Below are 16,828 nucleotides of genomic sequence, written 5' to 3'. Positions count from 1 at the left end.
CCGAATAACGGGTTCGCCACCTCCGGAAGTCATTGGCAAAACCGTTACAATGCGATTTCTCTTACTGCGTTTTTAGCACCCGATCCGTAATGTACTGCATCAACTGCACGGCTGCGTTCAGTGCCGGAGCGGCCAGCGGGTCGTTAAACAGCGCATTCATCGGGCCTTCTCCGAAGTACAAACCATCAGATAGCAGAAAGGAAATCCGGAGGTTGCCCCGGGTGGGGAAGGGGCGACGCGGACCGGCCCACGGACCAATTTTCGACACAATGGCGATGCTGTCCCGGAACAGATTGCTTGTCAGAAGGTTAGAGCGGCTGTCGGTGGTTTCCCAGATGGCTATTTTTTCACTCTGATTGATGTACCGGGCCGTGCCGTCCTGGTAGGAAGCCAGCACATCGAGCCCTTTATCCAACCCAACTTCAATGACGACCGCCAGCAACTCGCGCTTCGGAACGGGGTGACCACCGGCCCGCAGCCGAAAACAGGCCAGGAGCTTTGCCCGCGTTTCCAACTCGTCATCGGTGGCAATTTGCTGTAAATCAGCAACCGGAGCGGTTTCGGAAAGCAGACTTTCCCACGGATAGCCCTGCGAACCGTGCATCAGCTTCTGGTAGAGATCGGGCCGGTCGCCAAACAACAGTTCGTACAACCGATTGATCGACGGGTCGCGGTAGGGGCCGGTGGAAGGCATAGAGGCCGTTGCGTTTGCCATGTAAAAGTGCGTTGGGGTTGGAGATAGACAACTTCAGGTTCGATACAAGCGGCTCAAAAACCGTCCCTGATCGTGTCGCAAAGATGGCAGCGTTACGCGTGACCCGGTAGCCTGAATTGACAACGGGGCGGTTTGAAGAAATAAGTGGCGGTTTTTCGCGGGGAACAGCAAAAAGCCACGGCCCCAACCCGTGGCTTTTTGCAGGAAAACGGGGTCGACTCAGAACTCGCCTTCGCCTACGTCTTTGGCCTTTTTCTTGGCCTGCCGCAGGCGGTAATTGAACGTGAGGTTGATTTGCCGTAGCCGCCCCTGGGAGTTGTTTTCGGTAAAGAAATTGGGTCCTTCGGTGATGGAGCGGAACCGGCGGGAGTTGAACACGTCAATGACGTTGAGCGTCAGGGTGGCCTTGTTCTTCATGATGTCTTTGCTGACGGCAAAATCCAGCGTGGCAATGGCTTTGCGTCGACCCTGCGGGGTTTGCTGGGGCGCTTCGTAGTTGGCCCGCAACTGCATGTCAGCACTGTTCCAAAGGGTCAGGCGATTGTTGGCCCGCACAAACCAACTATACGTGTCACTCTGAAAATCGGAGTCCAGGTTGTTGCCGTTTGTAATGGCCCGGAAGAAGTTGAAACTACCGTCCAGTTTCCACCATTTAACAAACGAATACGAGGTGGTGAATTCCGCGCCATAGGAATCTTCGGTGGCCAGGTTTTCGGGGCGCGTGTTGGCAAAACCGTTTTCGTCGACCCGCCGGATACGGATTATTTTTCCGGTTGTGTACCGATAATACAGCGAGGAACCGATGGAGCCTTTTGCAAAATACTTGATGTGACCCACTTCGAAGGCATCGGTAAATTCCGGGTTCAGATCCGGATTGCCGCTCCAGAAGTTCCGATTATCGCTAAACGTTGAGAACGGACTCAGGTCATTGTAGGTCGGGCGACGCACCCGGCGGCTGTAGCTGACCTGGAGGGCGTTCTGGCGCGGCAAATCGTAGGTAACGTGTACGCTCGGGAACAGGTTGGCGTAGCTGCGTGGATTGACCTCGTTGGTTTGTTTCAGGGTGGTCGTTACGTCGGTCCACTCAGCCCGCAGCCCGGCCTGGTACGACAGCTTGCCGGTTTTGTTACCGATAATTCCGTAGAGTGCGTTGATGTTTTCTTCGTACAAAAAGTCGTTGGTCAGGCCCGGCAGCGGAACCCAGCCACCGTCGGGCGTTTGTTCCCGAACCCAGTAGTTGTTGGTCATATCGCGCGAACTGCTCCGCAAACCGGCTTCAAATTTCCCGTCTTTGGCAAAGGGCTGGATGTAATCGATCTGGACCAGAAACTGCTTCTCGGTTTCGTCGTTGACCGACCGTTGCAGGCTGCTGGGAATCCCCGACGGTTTTCCATCCGGCTGGACGGTTCGCTGGCCGAAATACTGGTCGGATTGTTCCCAGTTGTCGAGGTAACGGACATCGGCGGTCAGCTCGTGGCCCTGGCGCTTGAACGAACGTTTGTAGGTGATGGCGTATTCCGAGTTGGGCTCGGTTTCGGTTTCGTCCTGGGTGCGGTACGTGATGCTCTGCGGGTTGGTGAGATTAAACAGGTAATCGCGGTACCGGATGTCGGTAAACCGTTTCCCCTTGCTGATGCGCCAGGTGTAGGAACCCGTCAGTACGTTCTTTTCGTTGAAAAAATAATCGATCCCGGCCCGGGCGTTGTTGTTCTGCCCCCGGAGTTTGCTGGTCGAATTCTGCTGCGTCAGGAATGTCGAATCATTCCGGTAGACCTCCTGGTACTGCTCGCTCCGGCCGGGCGTGTTGCGGTAGGAAGCCGTGTAGTTGACAAAAAAGTTCAGGTTCTTTTTGCGGTAGTTGATGTTGGCGGCCAAACCGTAATTGGTCGGGTGGCCCGCAATGACATCAAACGAGCCATTGAAACCTTCCTTCCGTTCTTTTTTCAGAACAATGTTGATCACCCCGCCCATGCCTTCGGCTTCGTAGCGGGCCGAGGGGTTGGTAATCACCTCAATGCGCTCGATGGCGCTGCCCTGTAGTTGCTGCAACCCGCTGCCGCCCTTAAAACTGACGAGCCCCGACGGTTTTCCGTCGATCAGAATCCGGACGCTGCTGCTGCCCCGCAGACTCACATTGCCCTCGACATCGACGGCCACCGACGGGACGTTGCTCAGAATGTCGACGGCCGTTCCGCCCGCGTTGGCGAGGTCTTTGCCGACGTTGAAAATCCGTTTGTCAAGCGAAAATTCCATCGTACTTTTTTCGCCCTGCACCACCACTTCCTCCAGCGTACTGGCCGAAGCCGTGAGCTTGATCGGGCCGAGATTCAGCGGAGACGTTTCGCGGGTCAGTCGGATACCCGGTTTTTTGAGCGGTTTGTAGCCGATGAATTCAAGCAGAGCGTAATACGAGCCGGAGGGAGCGTCCACCGAAAACTCACCGGTTTCGGTCGTAATCGCACCGGTTACGAACGAACTGTCGGCCTGTTTGAAGAGCCGGACGCTGGCGTAAATGAGGGGCGCATTGGTTTGGGCGTCGAGGGCTTTGCCGGTCACTTTCAACTTGCTGTCCTGAGCCTGCGCGGACGTGAGCAGCCCCGTTGTCAGAACGGCAAACAGGAAGGAAAGCAAGAACGTTCGAAAGGGTATGTAGGACATACCCCAGGAGGGTGTAAAGGTTGGGTTCATTCGAAATAAGCTAATTGCTGAATAAAAGCCGGAAGATGGCCTTTTTTACTACTATCGTAAGGAAGCCCCCGAAGGACGCTGGCGGTAGAGATGGATACTGGGGAACTGATTCCGCAAGTACAAAGCAAAAATAGGACTTTTTTGGAATTAGATAAAAAATAAAACAGGGTTTATCGCCAGGCCAGGCAGCGAAAAAACGGTCGGATAAAATACATAGGGGTGGGCCGGGTAATACCGAACGCGGTTTTCGTAATTTTGTTCTTTCATAAGGGACCGAAGCATATTGCGTAAAAAATGCAGTTGGTGTGCCAGATACGACTATGACATTTGACGAATTAAATTTAAATAAGCCCCTGCTGAACGCCCTGGCCGACCTGGGTTATACGACGCCGACGCCCATCCAGCGGGCCGCGTTTTCAGTAGTCATGTCGGGACGGGATGTGTGCGGCATTGCCCAGACCGGCACCGGGAAAACCTTTGCCTACCTGTTGCCAAGTCTACGACAGTTTCAGTTTGCCAAAGACCGGCTGCCGCAACTGCTCATCATTGTCCCGACCCGTGAGCTGGTGGTGCAGGTGGTGGAAGCCGTTCAGCAGTTGACCCGGTACATGACGCTGACGGTGGTGGGTCTGTACGGGGGCGTCAACATCAAACCGCAGCTTGCCGAGGTCGAGAAAGGCATGGACGTGCTGGTGTCGACGCCGGGACGGCTGATCGATCTGTCGATCAAGGGGTTGCTGAAAACCAAAAACATCAAGCGATTGGTGATCGACGAGGTGGACGAAATGCTGAACCTCGGTTTTCGCTCGCAACTGGAAACCATTTTGGATTTGTTACCGGCCAAACGCCAGAACCTGCTGTTTTCGGCAACGATGACCGAGGAAGTGGAAGCCCTGCTTTCATCGTACTTCAACAATCCGGTCCGGATCGAAGCCGCGCCGGTCGGCACCCCGCTGGAGAATATCCGGCAGTCGGCCTACGCGGTGCCCAATTTTTACACCAAAATCAACCTGCTCCAGGCGCTGTTGTTCGAACATGCGGATATGAACCGAGTACTGATTTTTGTTTCTACCAAAGAACTAGCCAACCGGCTTTTTGACGAACTCGTGAAAGAGTTTCCCGAGCAGGTGGGCGTGATTCATTCCAACAAGGAGCAAAACCACCGGTTCAATGCCGTCCGGCAGTTTGAAAGCGGTCAGTACCGGCTTCTGATTGCCACCGACATCATCGCCCGGGGACTCGATTTGGCCGGGGTGTCGCACGTGATCAACTTCGATTTGCCGGAAGTACCCGAGAGCTACATCCACCGGATTGGCCGAACCGGCCGCGCCGACAGGGACGGAATTGCCATCGCGTTCATCACCGAACACCAGAAAGAACAGCAGGCAGCCATCGAGCAATTGATGAATTACGCGATTCCGATGGTGCCGTTGCCAAAGGGGCTCGAAATTTCGGACGAACTGCTCGAGGACGAAAAGCCGAAGATCAATATGAAAAATGCCGTCGTCAAGATTTACGAAAGCGAGACGTTCGGCGGGGCTTTTCACGAAAAAGCCGAGAAAAACCAGAAAGTCAATGTGCGTCGGAACCACGCGAAAGAGATGATGAAAAAGTACGGCAAACCGATCAAAAAGACACGGAAGAATAATTAAGCCACGGTTTTGTCTTCGCTCTTGAGCAACTCGCAATGGCAGACTACCGAGCTGCAATTAAAAGATGGAGATAATACAAAAAAGGCCCAGCGTAGCAATGAACACCAGAACCGCCCACTCGGCGAGATCTTTACTGAAATGGGATTGCTTATACATGGATTGAGCTTGAATGTGTTGACAAAAATAGCGGTTTGGAGTGCGTTATGTATTTAATTGTCAACACATTAACTAGAGTTTAATGGGGATTAAAAAGGGATTAACAGACCAGAATTCACAGGCGCATTTCACACGACTCAGGCTGGTTGGGCACGGAGTAGCAGCCGGAAAAGAAGGAAAACCGGTTGTGGTAGTTGGGTGTTCCTTTCCTGGTTCTGTCCCATTCTACTGTCTGCGATGTCACCGGATTCGACTGACTATCAGTTTACGATCCTGCCCGCGCTATCTTGCTTTGATGGAGATGGCGCTCTGCCACGGGTAAGTAGACACTGAACGTCGAACCATGACCTATTTTACTACTGGCGGTGATTGCACCCCCGTGATTGGTTACCACTTTCTGGCAAATGGCGAGTCCAATACCCGTTCCGGCATACTCACTGCGCCCGTGCAGCCGTTGAAAGACCTGAAAAATGCGATTCAGGTATTTTTCGTCAAAACCGATGCCGTTATCGGTCACCTTGATTTGATGGAAGGTTTCTGCCGCGCTGGGCGGTTTTATAGAAGCCGGAAGGTCGGTACTGGCAACGACCTGGGCGTTGATGCAGATTTGAGGAATGACGGCTGCTGGCTGATTTTCCGGGGATTGATTCAATCGGCGAAACTTGAGCGCATTGCTAATCAGGTTTTGAAACAATTGCCCTAATTGGGAGGCATCGCCCAGCACCACGGGTAAGGGTTCTATCTCAATCCGTGCCCCGGTTTCCTGAATCACCAGCTCAAGATCCGTCAAAACCGCCCTGACAACCTGAGTCAGGGAAACAGGGTTTGTGGCCTGCTGCCGCGTGGATAAGCGTGAATAGGCGAGCAAGTCCCGAATCAGAATCGACATACGACTGGCAGCGGCCTGCATGCGCCCGAGCAGCTCAATTCCTTCCTCGGGTTTGGCCAGATACTGACTTTTGAGTAAATCCCCGAATTGCTGAATCTTCCGCAGGGGCTCCTGCAAGTCATGGCTGGCTACAAAAGCGAACTGTTGCAGGCTTTGGTTGGATTCGACCAGCAGCCGATTGGATTCGCCCAGTTCTTCGTTGGTCGCGGCCAGCTCTTCATTGGTTGCCGCCAGTTCCTCGTTGATCGACTGCAATTCCTGCATCAGCAGACGTTGCTGTTCATAACTTTCCCGCAAAGCCTTTTCGGTATTCTTTCGTTCGGTCAGGTCGCGGGTTACCTTTGAGAAGCCAATGAGTGTTTGGGTGGAATTATAAACCGCTGTAATCAGGATGTGAGCCCAGAACAGGCTACCGTCTTTGCGGATTCGCCAGCCTTCCTCCTCATACTTGCCGACTTCCCGGGCTACTTTGAGTTCGTAGGCCGGTTTACCGTTAAGCAGATCTTCTTTGGGATAAAAGATCGAAAAATGTTTGTTGAGAATCTCCTCAGTCAAATACCCATTAATCCGTCTGGCCCCTTCATTCCAGCTAATGATTCGTCCATGCTCATCGAGCATGAATATGCCGTAGTCAAGTATCTGCTCGACCAGCGAACGGTATTGTTCTTCGCTCTGCCTGAGCTTTTCGGCAACCTCCCTTCGTTCGGTTAAATCCCGGGTTACTTTGGAAAACCCAATGAGTTCGTTTTGATCGTTGTACAGGGTGGTTATGACCACGTTAGCCCAAAAAACAGAACCATCCTTTTTGACACGCCAGCCTTCTTCTTCATACTTGCCGGTTTCGATGGCAATTTTCAATTCGTTGGCCGGTTTCTGGCTTTCCAGATCCTCCCGGGTATAGAACGTAGAAAAGTGTTTACCTAGAATCTCGGACGTTGAATACCCTTTGATTCGCTTGGCTCCCTGGTTCCAGGTAACAATGTGTCCCCCGGAGTCCAGCAGAAAAATAGCATAATCCTTGACTCCTTCAACCATGAGCCGGTACCGCTCCTCCCTTTCCTTTAATTCAAGGATTAGCTGCTTTTTTTCGGAAAAATCCCGCATGAGACAGCTATACCCCACGAACTGATCCTGGTGATCATACACGGGAGCCAAGGTCATTTCGGCCCAGAACGGGGTGGAATCTTTAGTTACTTTCCATCCTTCGGTAATCAGTTTCCCCTTTGTACGGGCCTGATTCAGTTCGTGCTCCATTCTGATCACATCCTGGTGATTGGGATAAAGGAGGGCGAGCGATTGGTTCTGTAATTCAGCGGCAGTGTACCCGGTAAGCGCAGAGGCTGCCGGATTCGAGTCGCTGATTTGACCATTGGTATCGAGTACGAAAAAAGCCTCACTGATATTTTGAAGCAGTAAGTGATAGTTATTCAGCATAACAAAGGCAGTAACTGCAACAAAGCGGGATAATTGGCATCCAAAGTTAAATTGAGCTTGCCATTCGTGCTGCAAGGCTGCTTGTATTTCTCTTTTATGGCCCGAAAAGACGCTTTTCAACGCCGAGAACCCATAAACAAGCAAAAACCGCCTGCTTCGAATATGGTAAATAAAGCTAACGGTGCTCTGTGTACGTATGTGCCGGAATAAATTGACGGACAGCAGAAAATCACTTTCTACCAGTAGAATTCCGGCTGGCTACAAGTAGCCATTAAGCGGTTTTTAATACGCATTAATCTTCGGTTAATTAATTCATAATCAATAAATAACCTATTTTATAGGGGTATATTTGTATATGTACTAACCACCATGTCGTTGGCTGTCTCCTCTAGTGAAATTGCTTGTGTTCTCCTGGCGAGACGGTCGGCTGGTTCGGGTTTATCTTCTGTTTCTTTCATTGGTTGTGCCTGAAAATGGCCGATTGGTATAATTTTCTCAGGAGATCTGTATACGCCCTTGTTTGCCAATTGGCCGGATTGATGCATCCGGATTGTTCTGCTTACCTGGTTCTGTTTCATTCAAATTGAGTCTCTTTTCCGCCCCTGTAGTTGAAGTCGTCGGTTTAAGTCTCTCATTAACCTACTACTTTATGCTGCTTGTGTTTTCAGTACTACAACCCGATGGCGAGATTCGCCCTTTGGTCTTTTATTCCCATCAACTCGAAGGGTGCCTGGATGTGCTCAATAACTTTATTAAGTCAGGAAATTCCGTATTGTATGCTGCCATTCGGGAGCCTAATGGCACGGAAACGATTATACCAGTGGAAACACTTGATGGCCATTCCATGTCGGAGTACCTGCTAAAGATACAAATCGAATGGGAGCAGATTTTGAATAAGAAGTGATCAAACAAGCGTTGCCGAAGGGGAGATGACGTATACATTCAATATTCGTATCGTTGTGCGTATAGGATGTTGCGTCACGTTCACGTATTCCTCTCAAACCGTTAATTCGTAGTCGCACCCACCCTGGCCCGATCCAGGCCGAAACCGCCTGCTTGGGCGTAGCGGTTTTCTGTCAACCACCTGTTGATTCTCCGGAAAAGAGAAAGCAATGCCTGTTTTTCGGACGTTGCTTTCAACGTCCACCCCAACATTGGCAATGGCCGCCCTGACTAGGCTGGCAAGTACACCTGAAAGGTAGCGCCCTGTCCCGGTTGGCTAACCGCCGTAATGGCTCCGCCATGATTTTCCACAACCCGCTGACAGATCGCCAGACCAACGCCCGTACCCGGATAGTCACTTCGGCCGTGTAACCGCTGAAATACCTGAAAAATGCGGTCTAAGTATTTAGTGTCGAAGCCCACACCCTGGTCACTGACGCTGATTACGTAAAACCGTTCTGCACTGCTGGTGGGGTGGACGTATGGTGGTAACTCATCGACCGCGCAATCGGAACACGAAATGCTGATCCGGGGTGTTTGCCCTTCCGGGGTAAATTTCAAGGCGTTCGAAATCAGGTTCTGGAACAACTGCCCCAGTTGCGTTTCATCGCCTTTAATAACCGGTAATGAATCGACTTCAATCTCCGCTTTGCGCTGTTCAATGGCCCAATCAAGCGTGTTGAGCACTTTTGTGATAACCTGTTCCAGGGAGAGAAGACCAAATAGCTGTTGCCGGGTTGCAATCCGGGAATAAGCCAATAAGTCCCGAATGAGTGTCGACATCCGTTCACCGGCCGTCGCCATTCTGACCAATATATCTTTCCCTGCCTCGTTCAACTGAGACCCGAATTGTTGCTGGAGAATGCCGCTGAACGATTGAATCTTGCGCAGGGGTTCCTGAAGGTCATGGCTGGCCACATAAGCGAACTGTTGCAGGTTGTCATTCGAGCGCTTCAAGTCCCGTACCGATACCTCGAGTTCCTGGGTGCGCTTGCGGACTTGTTCATCCAACTGGGCGGACAAGTACCGGTAGCGTTCTTCGCTTTGGCTCAACACCTGCTGAGCCAGCACGGATTGGGTAATTTCCTGGACAATACCACTGAAGCGAATCATCTGGCCCTGTTCGTCTCGTATGGTTTTGCCTCTGGCCTGAACCCAGCAGGGTACATCGGCTTCGTTGAGGGTACGAAAAATAATGTTATGTTCCTGGGTGTTGGCCGGGTCCAGGGCCTGTGCGTTTGCCAGCGCCACCCGCTCGCGGTCGTCGGGGTGAACCTGGGCCAGCAGGATAGCCGCCGTTACGTCGGCATCGGGCGGCAGGCCAAAGAGTTTTTTACAGATACCCGACCATTGAACCAGGCCGGTTACCAAATTATAATCCCAGGTGCCGATGCCAGCTGCTTCCAGGGCGAATCGAAGCTGTTCGTTTTCAACGAGTAAATCATTATGGGAAGGATTGATCGATGTGTTCATGAAAGAAGGTAGAGGAGAGACCTTCGGACCGCTGCCGGAAACTGGATGGAAAACGGGTCTCCCCGACGAAAGATAAATCACCCGTCAGTTTCAAAAAACAAATAGCGTGAGAATTTACCGTACGTCAAGCATAAATTGATTCTGTGAACATTCAGTTGATTCGCCCGGATTCCGAATCGTAGAGGGAGGGCGGGATTACGGTCTGGATCGCCCAGGCCGCTGGTTGAAGCGTTGGACTTTCTCGCCGAAAAGGATGGGCTGGGTACGTTCATTTTTCAGCAACATTCCCTATAATCTTACCAGTCTTGTGGTCTGAGTTGATTCACCATTGATCTACATCAACAGGTTTAATTATCATACCTCATTGGCTTGCCGGTCGAGTATTGGTAAGTTTGCTTTTGAATAAAAAGAGCAACCGTTATGATACAAAGGACCGTCTCCAGCCTGTATACACCGCGCAATGAGCAGGGGTTTCTGGGCGCTGGGCATGTGGCCCGTTCTGTTTTAACAGGCGGCTTTGCCAAAACAGATCCGTTCATTTTTTTAATGGACGATATGCTGGACAAAAAAGACGATGAACCCGCTGGTGGGCCTCATCCTCATGCAGGTTTTGAAACCGTATCTCTCCTGATCGATGGGGAAATAAAAGAGCGGCTGGAGTCCATGAAAAAGGGCGACTTCCAGCTCATGACGGCCGGTAGCGGCACCGTTCACACCGAAACAATAGATGGCCCCACCAAAGGGCGTTTGTTTCAGATGTGGCTGAATCTCCCCCGGCAGGATCGCTGGGTTCCCCCCCGCATTCAGATATTGCCCGCCGAACATGTGCCGGTTTTGCACAAAGAGGGTGTTACTATGCGGCTGTACAGCGGTTCGCTGGCCGGTATTCACTCCCCTGTGAAGAATTATACCCCCCTCATTGCTGCTGAGTTTGATATGGAAGCAGGCGCTGACATCAGCGTTCAGTTTCCGGCCCGTTTCAATGCCTTTTTGTATGTCATCAGCGGCACGGTCCAAATTGCGGGGAAAGATGTAAACCACGATCAGGTGGCCTGGCTGGATGTATCCGACACTGAAGATGATAGTAACCTGACGATGCAGGCCGGCGAAAACGGGGCACGCTTCGTGCTGTATGCGGCCAGGCCAACCCATGAAACTATTGTTTCCTATGGGCCTTTCATTGCCGACACGCAGGCAGAGATTGCCGATTTATACAATCAGTACAGAAACGGAAAGATGAAACACATCGCTACCACCCCCGAAGCCCGGAAACTGACCTATTAATTTTAAACAGAACGAGCATGAGTTACACCATCGGCATCATCGGTTCAGGACATATTGGCCATGGACTGGCTACGCATCTGGCCAAAACAACCTACCCGGTGTTGATCACCAACAGCCGGGGGCCAGCGTCATTGGCAGATCTGGTGGCTTCCATCGGTGGATCGTTGACGGCCGCTGACTTTAATCAAACCATTGCCCAGTCCGACGTTTTATTTATTGCCGTTCCCTGGGCACAGATACCGGATGTGGCCAGGGAAGTCCAGAAGTATAGCGGGAAGATCATTGTCGATGCCTCCAACAATATTGTCTCCGTCAGCCCTTTCCGACTGGCCGACACGGCGGGCAAACCAACGGGTGAGTACGTAGCAGGCCTGTTTCCTGCGCAGCGGGTCGTCAAAGCGTTTAATACCCTTCCGGCTGCGACCCTCGCCCAGCCATCGCCAACCAGCATCGGCCATTCGGTTATTATCATGAGTGGTGATGATGCCGATGCAAAAAAAGAAATAGCCGATATCACCAGAGCAATGGGTTTTGAGCCAATTGACATTGGTACCTTCCGGCAGGGTGGTCCCCTTCAGGATATCGGCGGGGCATTGTCCGGGATTGAACTCATCCGGGTAAAACGGTAAACAACGGATTGCGCTGGAAGCAATCTACGGTCCCTTGCAACACACAGACGTACACGAGCTATACATGGCTATTCAGCATAAAGACAATGGCGAAAAGGGGAAGTTTTACGTAGCTGTAGCTGGTAAAACAGAAGCCGAAATTACCTACGTATGGTCGGGCGAAAAGCGAATAATTATTGACCATACCGGCGTGAGCGAAGCTCTGAAAGGTCAGAGTATTGGCAAACAACTGGTTCATGCCGCTGTCGCTTTTGCCCGCGAAAAACAACTAAAAATATTGCCCCTCTGTCCCTTTGCCCGGGCGGTATTTGAGAAGACACCTGATTATCAGGACGTGCTCTTTTAACAAAAAAGGAAATCGAAACCGTATTGGCGTACGCCGAAGAGAGTTTCTTTTCAAAACCAGTAACCAACATGACGAAAGAATATAGCAACGGCGACATTACAATCATCTGGCAGGCCGGAAAATGCATCCACTCGGGCAATTGTGTACGGCTGTTGCCGAATGTCTATCACCCCAAAGAAGCGCCGTGGATTAAGCCCGAAAGTGCCACCACTCAACAGCTTGTCGACCAGATTAATCAATGCCCATCCGGCGCACTTAGCTACCAGGTCAGATGACTAACTTCAGGTAGCGCGACTGCCCCTAGTTTTGCCTTCGCAAGCCAGGGGCTCCGCTGCCCTCATTCGTTGATACACATCAACGGTGTTTTTTATCATACCTCAATGCCTCCACCTTTCTGGAACGCTAGATTTGTCGTGTTGCTTCTGGAACACGCAGGATGTATTAGTTTATAATGTAACGTTTATACCCAACCCAATGAGCAGTACGGCACAGGAACGTCCCTATAAAGTCGAGCATGACCCCCAGATCTATTCGGAGATCAGAACTTTTTTACAGGCGCTGAATTCAGGCGATGGCAAGCCCGTGGAAGCACTCAGCCCCGCCGATGCCCGGCAGGTTCTGACGGGTGCTCAGCAATCGGTTGAGGTTGACTATTCCGGCATCACAGAAACCGAAAAAACAATTTCTCAAAACGGCTATCAGGTAAATATTCACATCGTAAAGCCCGAGCAAACCCAGGATGGAGCACCGGTGTTCCTTTTCATCCACGGTGGCGGCTGGGTACTGGGCGACTATCCCACGCACCGCCGAATTGTGCGTGATCTGGTGGTGAACAGTGGTGCCGTGGCCGTCTTCCCCGATTACACCCCTTCGCCCGAAGCCCAATACCCAACGGCCATCAACGAAATCTATGCAACCCTGCAATGGGTAGCCGATAATGGGCGCGAAATAGGAGTGGATGGCAGCAATATGGCGGTTGTCGGCAATAGCGTTGGCGGTAACATGTCGGCGGTTATGGCCTTGATGGCTAAGAACAATAACGGTCCCAGGCTCAAATTACAGGCACTATTATGGCCCGTAACAAATGCTGATTTTGATACCGACTCGTACAACCTGTTCGCTAACGACCGGTTCCTCACCAAAAACATGATGAAGTGGTTTTGGGATAACTACCTGCCTGACGCCAGGATGCGAAACGAGATTTATGCTTCGCCCTTACAGGCTACCCTGGATGAACTGAAAGGCTTGCCAACCACGCTGATACAAACCGCCGAAAATGATGTATTACGGGACGAGGGGGAAGCCTACGCCCGCAAGCTGAATGAAGCGGGGGTACCGGTAACCCACACCCGGTATAACGGCCTGATTCACGATTACGGTCTGCTAAACCCCATTGCTAACGTTCCGGCAGTGCAAACAGCTTTACTGCAGGCAGCAGCGGTGATCAAAGCAGCCCTGAAGATCTAAACGTTCCATCAAAAACCGGTCACCGATGGATCTAGAGAGCCAAACCGAAAACAAACCAGCCTACCTATGGATGCACAGTCAATGACAAATCTCCAGCAAGTACATACCGGTGTCTGGAATGAAAAAGATCGTACAACGCGTGATGCCCTGATACAAACCATCTATGCCGACGGCATAATCATGTATGATAAGGATTTTATCCTTACCGGCACTAGTGCCGTATCTGACTTTATCGACAAGCTGTTTGCGGATGATGCCAATTTCACGTTTACGGTAACAAAGCCCCTGGAAAGTACGCAACACGGAGCCCGGCTCTACTGGGCTATTCGAACAGGCCCACAGCCGAATGTATTAACCGGTATGGATTTTTTTGTATTAGAAAATGAAAAGGTAGCACATCTGTTTGTGTTTATGGACGCTCAATAAACGTCTTTTTGATATCCCTGGCTACATTGCCAATTTAACGGAGCTGGAATCGATGTTCTTCCGTGATGAGCAGTTGAGCCAGTAATGGGGCAATCAATGATCAGTAAGGCTATTTTTTTGTCGATTGATGTCGAATGCGGCTCAGTGTTTCTTTGGTAACACCTAAGTACGACGCTATAAGATGTTGAGGAAACCGCTGCAGGAATTCAGGATATAATTTAATCAATTCCTTATAGCGGTAATCAGCCGTGTGGTTTTTGGAAATATTCAAGCGTTTCTGAGTAGCTATGTATTGATTATCGTCAAGCTTTATGCGCATTTGGGTGAAGGCAGGAATGGCATTGACAAGCTCGTAATAACCATTGGCCTTTGGCAGCAACAGTAATTCGGTTTCTTCCCAGGCATCGATATTGTAAATAGACGGTATCTCTTTATGGAAGCTCTCGCGGTCAGACGTCCACCAGTTTTCGATGCATAAATTAAGTACATGCTCATGCCCTTTTTCGTCTACTGTGTATTGGCGGGTAGCTCCTTTCACGATGAAGGCAATGTATTTGCAGACTTCGCCTTCCTGTAACAGAAATTGTCGTTTTCTTAATTTTTTAGGGATAAATGCTTCCTCAAGCAAGCTGATATCGGCCTCGGAAAGGGGACTGGACGACCGTTCTTGGATATAACGTATGAGCGCAGTAAGCATTGAAACAGATGTTTACAAGAGTATTTAACCGGAATGGCCGTTTCAAGGGTTTAATTTCGCATGCGTGGTACAGTGAAGGGTAGTAGTGCCAACGTCCACCATTCTTGGGTTAAGCGATCGTCTTGGAGGTTCACGGTTTGCAGTTAGTCGCAACATGTTAAATGACAACTTGCTGGAGTATACTCGTAGGCAGCTAAAATGTAACTTGAAGAAAGTAGGACTTATGCTCTACCTAGTCATTTTTAGTTATTATAATGTGTTGTTTTACAGGAGATTATGTTTTTGAAGAAGTGGTCTCGCCGGGAATCGAACCCAGATCAAAAGTTTAGGAAACTTCTATTCTATCCGTTGAACTACGAGACCAGAAAAAACCGGCAAGCGTAAAAGCTCCTTGCCGGTCTGAAGCGGTATTTTCCGCAAAAATGCTTAGAAATCTGTTATTTACCAAAATCGCCCGTATCGTCGGTGTCGGCGGCCCAGTCGGCCAGCGGCACCTCCAGCCAGTTCGGATAGATGCTGTAGTGCTTCTCCTTCACCATCTTATAGAGCAACTCCCGAAGTTCGTCGACGTTTTCGCGCGTTTCGGCCGAGATAAACACGACGTGCTCGGCTTTTTGCGTTAAATACGTCTTTTTCAGGTAATCTAGCGCGGTTTGCTTCCGGATCGCCACCGGCAGATCGTCGTCAAAATCATCTTCCGGGTGCATCCACTCGTCGCGGGGCTCAAACTGGTCGATCTTGTTGAACACCAGGATGGTCGGTTTTTCGCCGGCTTCCCCACCCACGCCGATTTCCGACAAAATATCGCTGACCACACCAATGTGCTCTTCAAACGACGGGTGCGACACGTCCACGACGTGCAGCAGAATGTCGGCATCCCGAACCTCGTCCAGCGTCGATTTGAAGGCTTCGATCAGCGTCGTGGGCAGCTTCCGGATAAAACCGACGGTGTCCGTCAGCAGAAACGGAATGTTGCCGAGCACGACTTTCCGGACCGTCGAATCGACCGTTGCAAACAGCTTGTTTTCGGCAAACACGTCGGCTTTGGCCATCGTCCGCATCAGCGTCGATTTACCCACGTTCGTGTAACCAACCAGCGCCACACGCACGAGCCGGTCGCGTTCTTTCCGGCGGGTCGCGCTCTGTTTATCAATCTTTTCCAGCTTTTCTTTCAGGAACGCAATCCGGTCTTTCACAATCCGGCGGTCGGTTTCAAGTTCTTTTTCCCCCGGCCCCCGCGTCCCAACCCCGGCTTTCATCCGGCTCAAGTGCGTCCACATCCGGGTCAGCCGCGGATACATGTACTGATACTGCGCCAGTTCGACCTGGAGTTTGGCCTGGGCGGTTTGCGCCCGCATCGAGAAGATGTTCAGAATCAGCAGGCTGCGGTCCAGCACCTTGATGTTGGGCAGGGCCGATTCCAGGTTCCGAACCTGCGAAGGCGTCAGGTCGTCGTCAAAAATGACGGTGTCGACCGGGTTGTCGATCAAAAACGTATGAATTTCTTCCAGTTTGCCCTTGCCCACGTACGTGCGGATGTCGGGCCGTTCGAGTTTCTGAACGAAGGATTTAACGGTAATGACGCCCGATGTTTCGGCCAGAAAAGCCAGCTCTTCCAGGTATTCCTGCGTTTTTTCGGCCGACTGTTTTTGCGTCACCAAAGCGACCAGGACGGCGGTTTCGGGCTGTTTGTGCGTTTCAATCATAATGGAATGGAATTAGGTAAGGAGCCAAACGAGCCACGATACCGCGTCGGCGCACGGAAAAAAGCGCCTGCCGTCCGGTTCATTGCTGATTCAACGACCTTAAGTTACAAATGAGAATAAGGAATACAACCGTCAGATGCAAAAACGGTTTTTAGCGGAAGCGGAAGGGGCCGAAAACGGCGAATAAAATCATGGGCGTACGCGTCTTAAGGGACTGCAAAGATAACAGATAAATCGTAAAAAAAAGTTGCCGTTCCCTCAAAGTTTCTTGGTGGCTTCGAATCTTTCCGTACTTTTGCCGTCTCAAAGCTAACGCGCCGATGA

The 16,828-nt window shown here is 51.1% G+C and carries 14 protein-coding genes and 1 tRNA gene; 8 read left to right on the top strand and 7 right to left on the bottom strand.

What is annotated here, in order from left to right; translation table 11 throughout:
• Nucleotides 1–61: 61 nt before the first annotated feature.
• Nucleotides 62–715: a hypothetical protein gene (locus tag ACO2Q8_RS02005; protein WP_423343096.1), complete on the bottom strand. Its 654-nt coding sequence runs from the start codon at nt 713–715 to the stop codon at nt 62–64.
• A 219-nt stretch (nt 716–934) separates the two neighbouring features.
• Nucleotides 935–3,373, bottom strand: a complete 2,439-nt coding sequence (locus ACO2Q8_RS02000; protein WP_423343095.1) for a TonB-dependent receptor domain-containing protein — start codon at nt 3,371–3,373, stop codon at nt 935–937.
• Nucleotides 3,374–3,723: 350 nt separating this feature from the next.
• On the opposite strand from ACO2Q8_RS02000, the gene ACO2Q8_RS01995 reads away from it, so the two are divergent.
• A complete protein-coding gene (locus ACO2Q8_RS01995; protein ID WP_423343094.1) occupies nt 3,724–5,055 on the top strand; it encodes a DEAD/DEAH box helicase in 1,332 nt (443 codons plus the stop codon).
• A 421-nt stretch (nt 5,056–5,476) separates the two neighbouring features.
• Here ACO2Q8_RS01995 and ACO2Q8_RS01990 read toward each other — a convergent pair whose 3' ends face one another.
• Nucleotides 5,477–7,534, bottom strand: coding sequence for a PAS domain S-box protein (locus tag ACO2Q8_RS01990; RefSeq protein ID WP_423343093.1), 2,058 nt, complete (start codon nt 7,532–7,534; stop codon nt 5,477–5,479).
• Between the two features lie 649 nt (nt 7,535–8,183).
• Here ACO2Q8_RS01990 and ACO2Q8_RS01985 point away from each other — a divergent pair.
• Nucleotides 8,184–8,438, top strand: a complete 255-nt coding sequence (locus ACO2Q8_RS01985; RefSeq protein WP_423343092.1) for a hypothetical protein — start codon at nt 8,184–8,186, stop codon at nt 8,436–8,438.
• Between the two features lie 269 nt (nt 8,439–8,707).
• Here ACO2Q8_RS01985 and ACO2Q8_RS01980 read toward each other — a convergent pair whose 3' ends face one another.
• Nucleotides 8,708–9,949: an ATP-binding protein gene (locus ACO2Q8_RS01980; protein WP_423343091.1), complete on the bottom strand. Its 1,242-nt coding sequence runs from the start codon at nt 9,947–9,949 to the stop codon at nt 8,708–8,710.
• A gap of 420 nt (nt 9,950–10,369) precedes the next feature.
• Here ACO2Q8_RS01980 and ACO2Q8_RS01975 point away from each other — a divergent pair, with 420 nt between their 5' ends.
• From ACO2Q8_RS01975 to ACO2Q8_RS01950, 6 genes are all read left to right on the top strand, one after another.
• Nucleotides 10,370–11,233 (top strand): pirin family protein, encoded by an 864-nt coding sequence (locus ACO2Q8_RS01975; RefSeq protein WP_423343090.1) that lies wholly within the window; start codon nt 10,370–10,372, stop codon nt 11,231–11,233.
• A 17-nt stretch (nt 11,234–11,250) separates the two neighbouring features.
• On the top strand, nt 11,251–11,862 hold the full coding sequence (locus ACO2Q8_RS01970; protein WP_423343089.1) for an NADPH-dependent F420 reductase: 612 nt from the start codon (nt 11,251–11,253) through the stop codon (nt 11,860–11,862).
• Nucleotides 11,863–11,926: 64 nt separating this feature from the next.
• A complete protein-coding gene (locus tag ACO2Q8_RS01965) occupies nt 11,927–12,208 on the top strand; it encodes a GNAT family N-acetyltransferase (RefSeq protein ID WP_423343088.1) in 282 nt (93 codons plus the stop codon).
• Nucleotides 12,209–12,276: 68 nt separating this feature from the next.
• Nucleotides 12,277–12,483, top strand: coding sequence for a (4Fe-4S)-binding protein (locus ACO2Q8_RS01960; RefSeq protein WP_423343087.1), 207 nt, complete (start codon nt 12,277–12,279; stop codon nt 12,481–12,483).
• 199 nt (nt 12,484–12,682) lie between these two features.
• Complete coding sequence (locus ACO2Q8_RS01955; protein WP_423343086.1) at nt 12,683–13,675, top strand: alpha/beta hydrolase; 993 nt, start codon at nt 12,683–12,685, stop codon at nt 13,673–13,675.
• A gap of 66 nt (nt 13,676–13,741) precedes the next feature.
• Entirely contained in the window at nt 13,742–14,101 is a 360-nt protein-coding gene (locus ACO2Q8_RS01950; protein ID WP_423343085.1) for a nuclear transport factor 2 family protein, read from the top strand.
• Between the two features lie 109 nt (nt 14,102–14,210).
• On the opposite strand, the gene ACO2Q8_RS01945 is transcribed toward ACO2Q8_RS01950, so the two are convergent.
• From ACO2Q8_RS01945 to hflX, 3 genes are all read right to left on the bottom strand, one after another.
• Nucleotides 14,211–14,798, bottom strand: a complete 588-nt coding sequence (locus ACO2Q8_RS01945) for a Crp/Fnr family transcriptional regulator (RefSeq protein ID WP_423343084.1) — start codon at nt 14,796–14,798, stop codon at nt 14,211–14,213.
• A 291-nt stretch (nt 14,799–15,089) separates the two neighbouring features.
• Nucleotides 15,090–15,161: transfer RNA gene (locus ACO2Q8_RS01940), tRNA-Arg, on the bottom strand.
• 74 nt (nt 15,162–15,235) lie between these two features.
• Nucleotides 15,236–16,504, bottom strand: coding sequence for a GTPase HflX (hflX, locus tag ACO2Q8_RS01935; RefSeq protein WP_423343083.1), 1,269 nt, complete (start codon nt 16,502–16,504; stop codon nt 15,236–15,238).
• Nucleotides 16,505–16,828 lie beyond the last annotated feature (324 nt).

The sequence above is a fragment of the Larkinella sp. VNQ87 genome, from assembly GCF_049445795.1.
Lineage (GTDB): Bacteria > Bacteroidota > Bacteroidia > Cytophagales > Spirosomataceae > Larkinella.
Note: the sequence above shows the minus strand (reverse complement) of the source record. Positions and strands in the feature narration are given on the sequence as shown.

Excerpts from the sequence above, each read along its gene's own strand:
- ACO2Q8_RS02005 (WP_423343096.1), bottom strand. The coding sequence starts at position 715 with ATGGCAAACGCAACGGCCTCTATGCCTTCCACCGGCCCCTACCGCGAC.
- ACO2Q8_RS02000 (WP_423343095.1), bottom strand. The coding sequence starts at position 3,373 with ATGTCCTACATACCCTTTCGAACGTTCTTGCTTTCCTTCCTGTTTGCC.
- ACO2Q8_RS01995 (WP_423343094.1), top strand. The coding sequence starts at position 3,724 with ATGACATTTGACGAATTAAATTTAAATAAGCCCCTGCTGAACGCCCTG.
- ACO2Q8_RS01990 (WP_423343093.1), bottom strand. The coding sequence starts at position 7,534 with ATGCTGAATAACTATCACTTACTGCTTCAAAATATCAGTGAGGCTTTT.
- ACO2Q8_RS01985 (WP_423343092.1), top strand. The coding sequence starts at position 8,184 with ATGCTGCTTGTGTTTTCAGTACTACAACCCGATGGCGAGATTCGCCCT.
- ACO2Q8_RS01980 (WP_423343091.1), bottom strand. The coding sequence starts at position 9,949 with ATGAACACATCGATCAATCCTTCCCATAATGATTTACTCGTTGAAAAC.
- ACO2Q8_RS01975 (WP_423343090.1), top strand. The coding sequence starts at position 10,370 with ATGATACAAAGGACCGTCTCCAGCCTGTATACACCGCGCAATGAGCAG.
- ACO2Q8_RS01970 (WP_423343089.1), top strand. The coding sequence starts at position 11,251 with ATGAGTTACACCATCGGCATCATCGGTTCAGGACATATTGGCCATGGA.
- ACO2Q8_RS01965 (WP_423343088.1), top strand. The coding sequence starts at position 11,927 with ATGGCTATTCAGCATAAAGACAATGGCGAAAAGGGGAAGTTTTACGTA.
- ACO2Q8_RS01960 (WP_423343087.1), top strand. The coding sequence starts at position 12,277 with ATGACGAAAGAATATAGCAACGGCGACATTACAATCATCTGGCAGGCC.
- ACO2Q8_RS01955 (WP_423343086.1), top strand. The coding sequence starts at position 12,683 with ATGAGCAGTACGGCACAGGAACGTCCCTATAAAGTCGAGCATGACCCC.
- ACO2Q8_RS01950 (WP_423343085.1), top strand. The coding sequence starts at position 13,742 with ATGGATGCACAGTCAATGACAAATCTCCAGCAAGTACATACCGGTGTC.
- ACO2Q8_RS01945 (WP_423343084.1), bottom strand. The coding sequence starts at position 14,798 with ATGCTTACTGCGCTCATACGTTATATCCAAGAACGGTCGTCCAGTCCC.
- hflX (WP_423343083.1), bottom strand. The coding sequence starts at position 16,504 with ATGATTGAAACGCACAAACAGCCCGAAACCGCCGTCCTGGTCGCTTTG.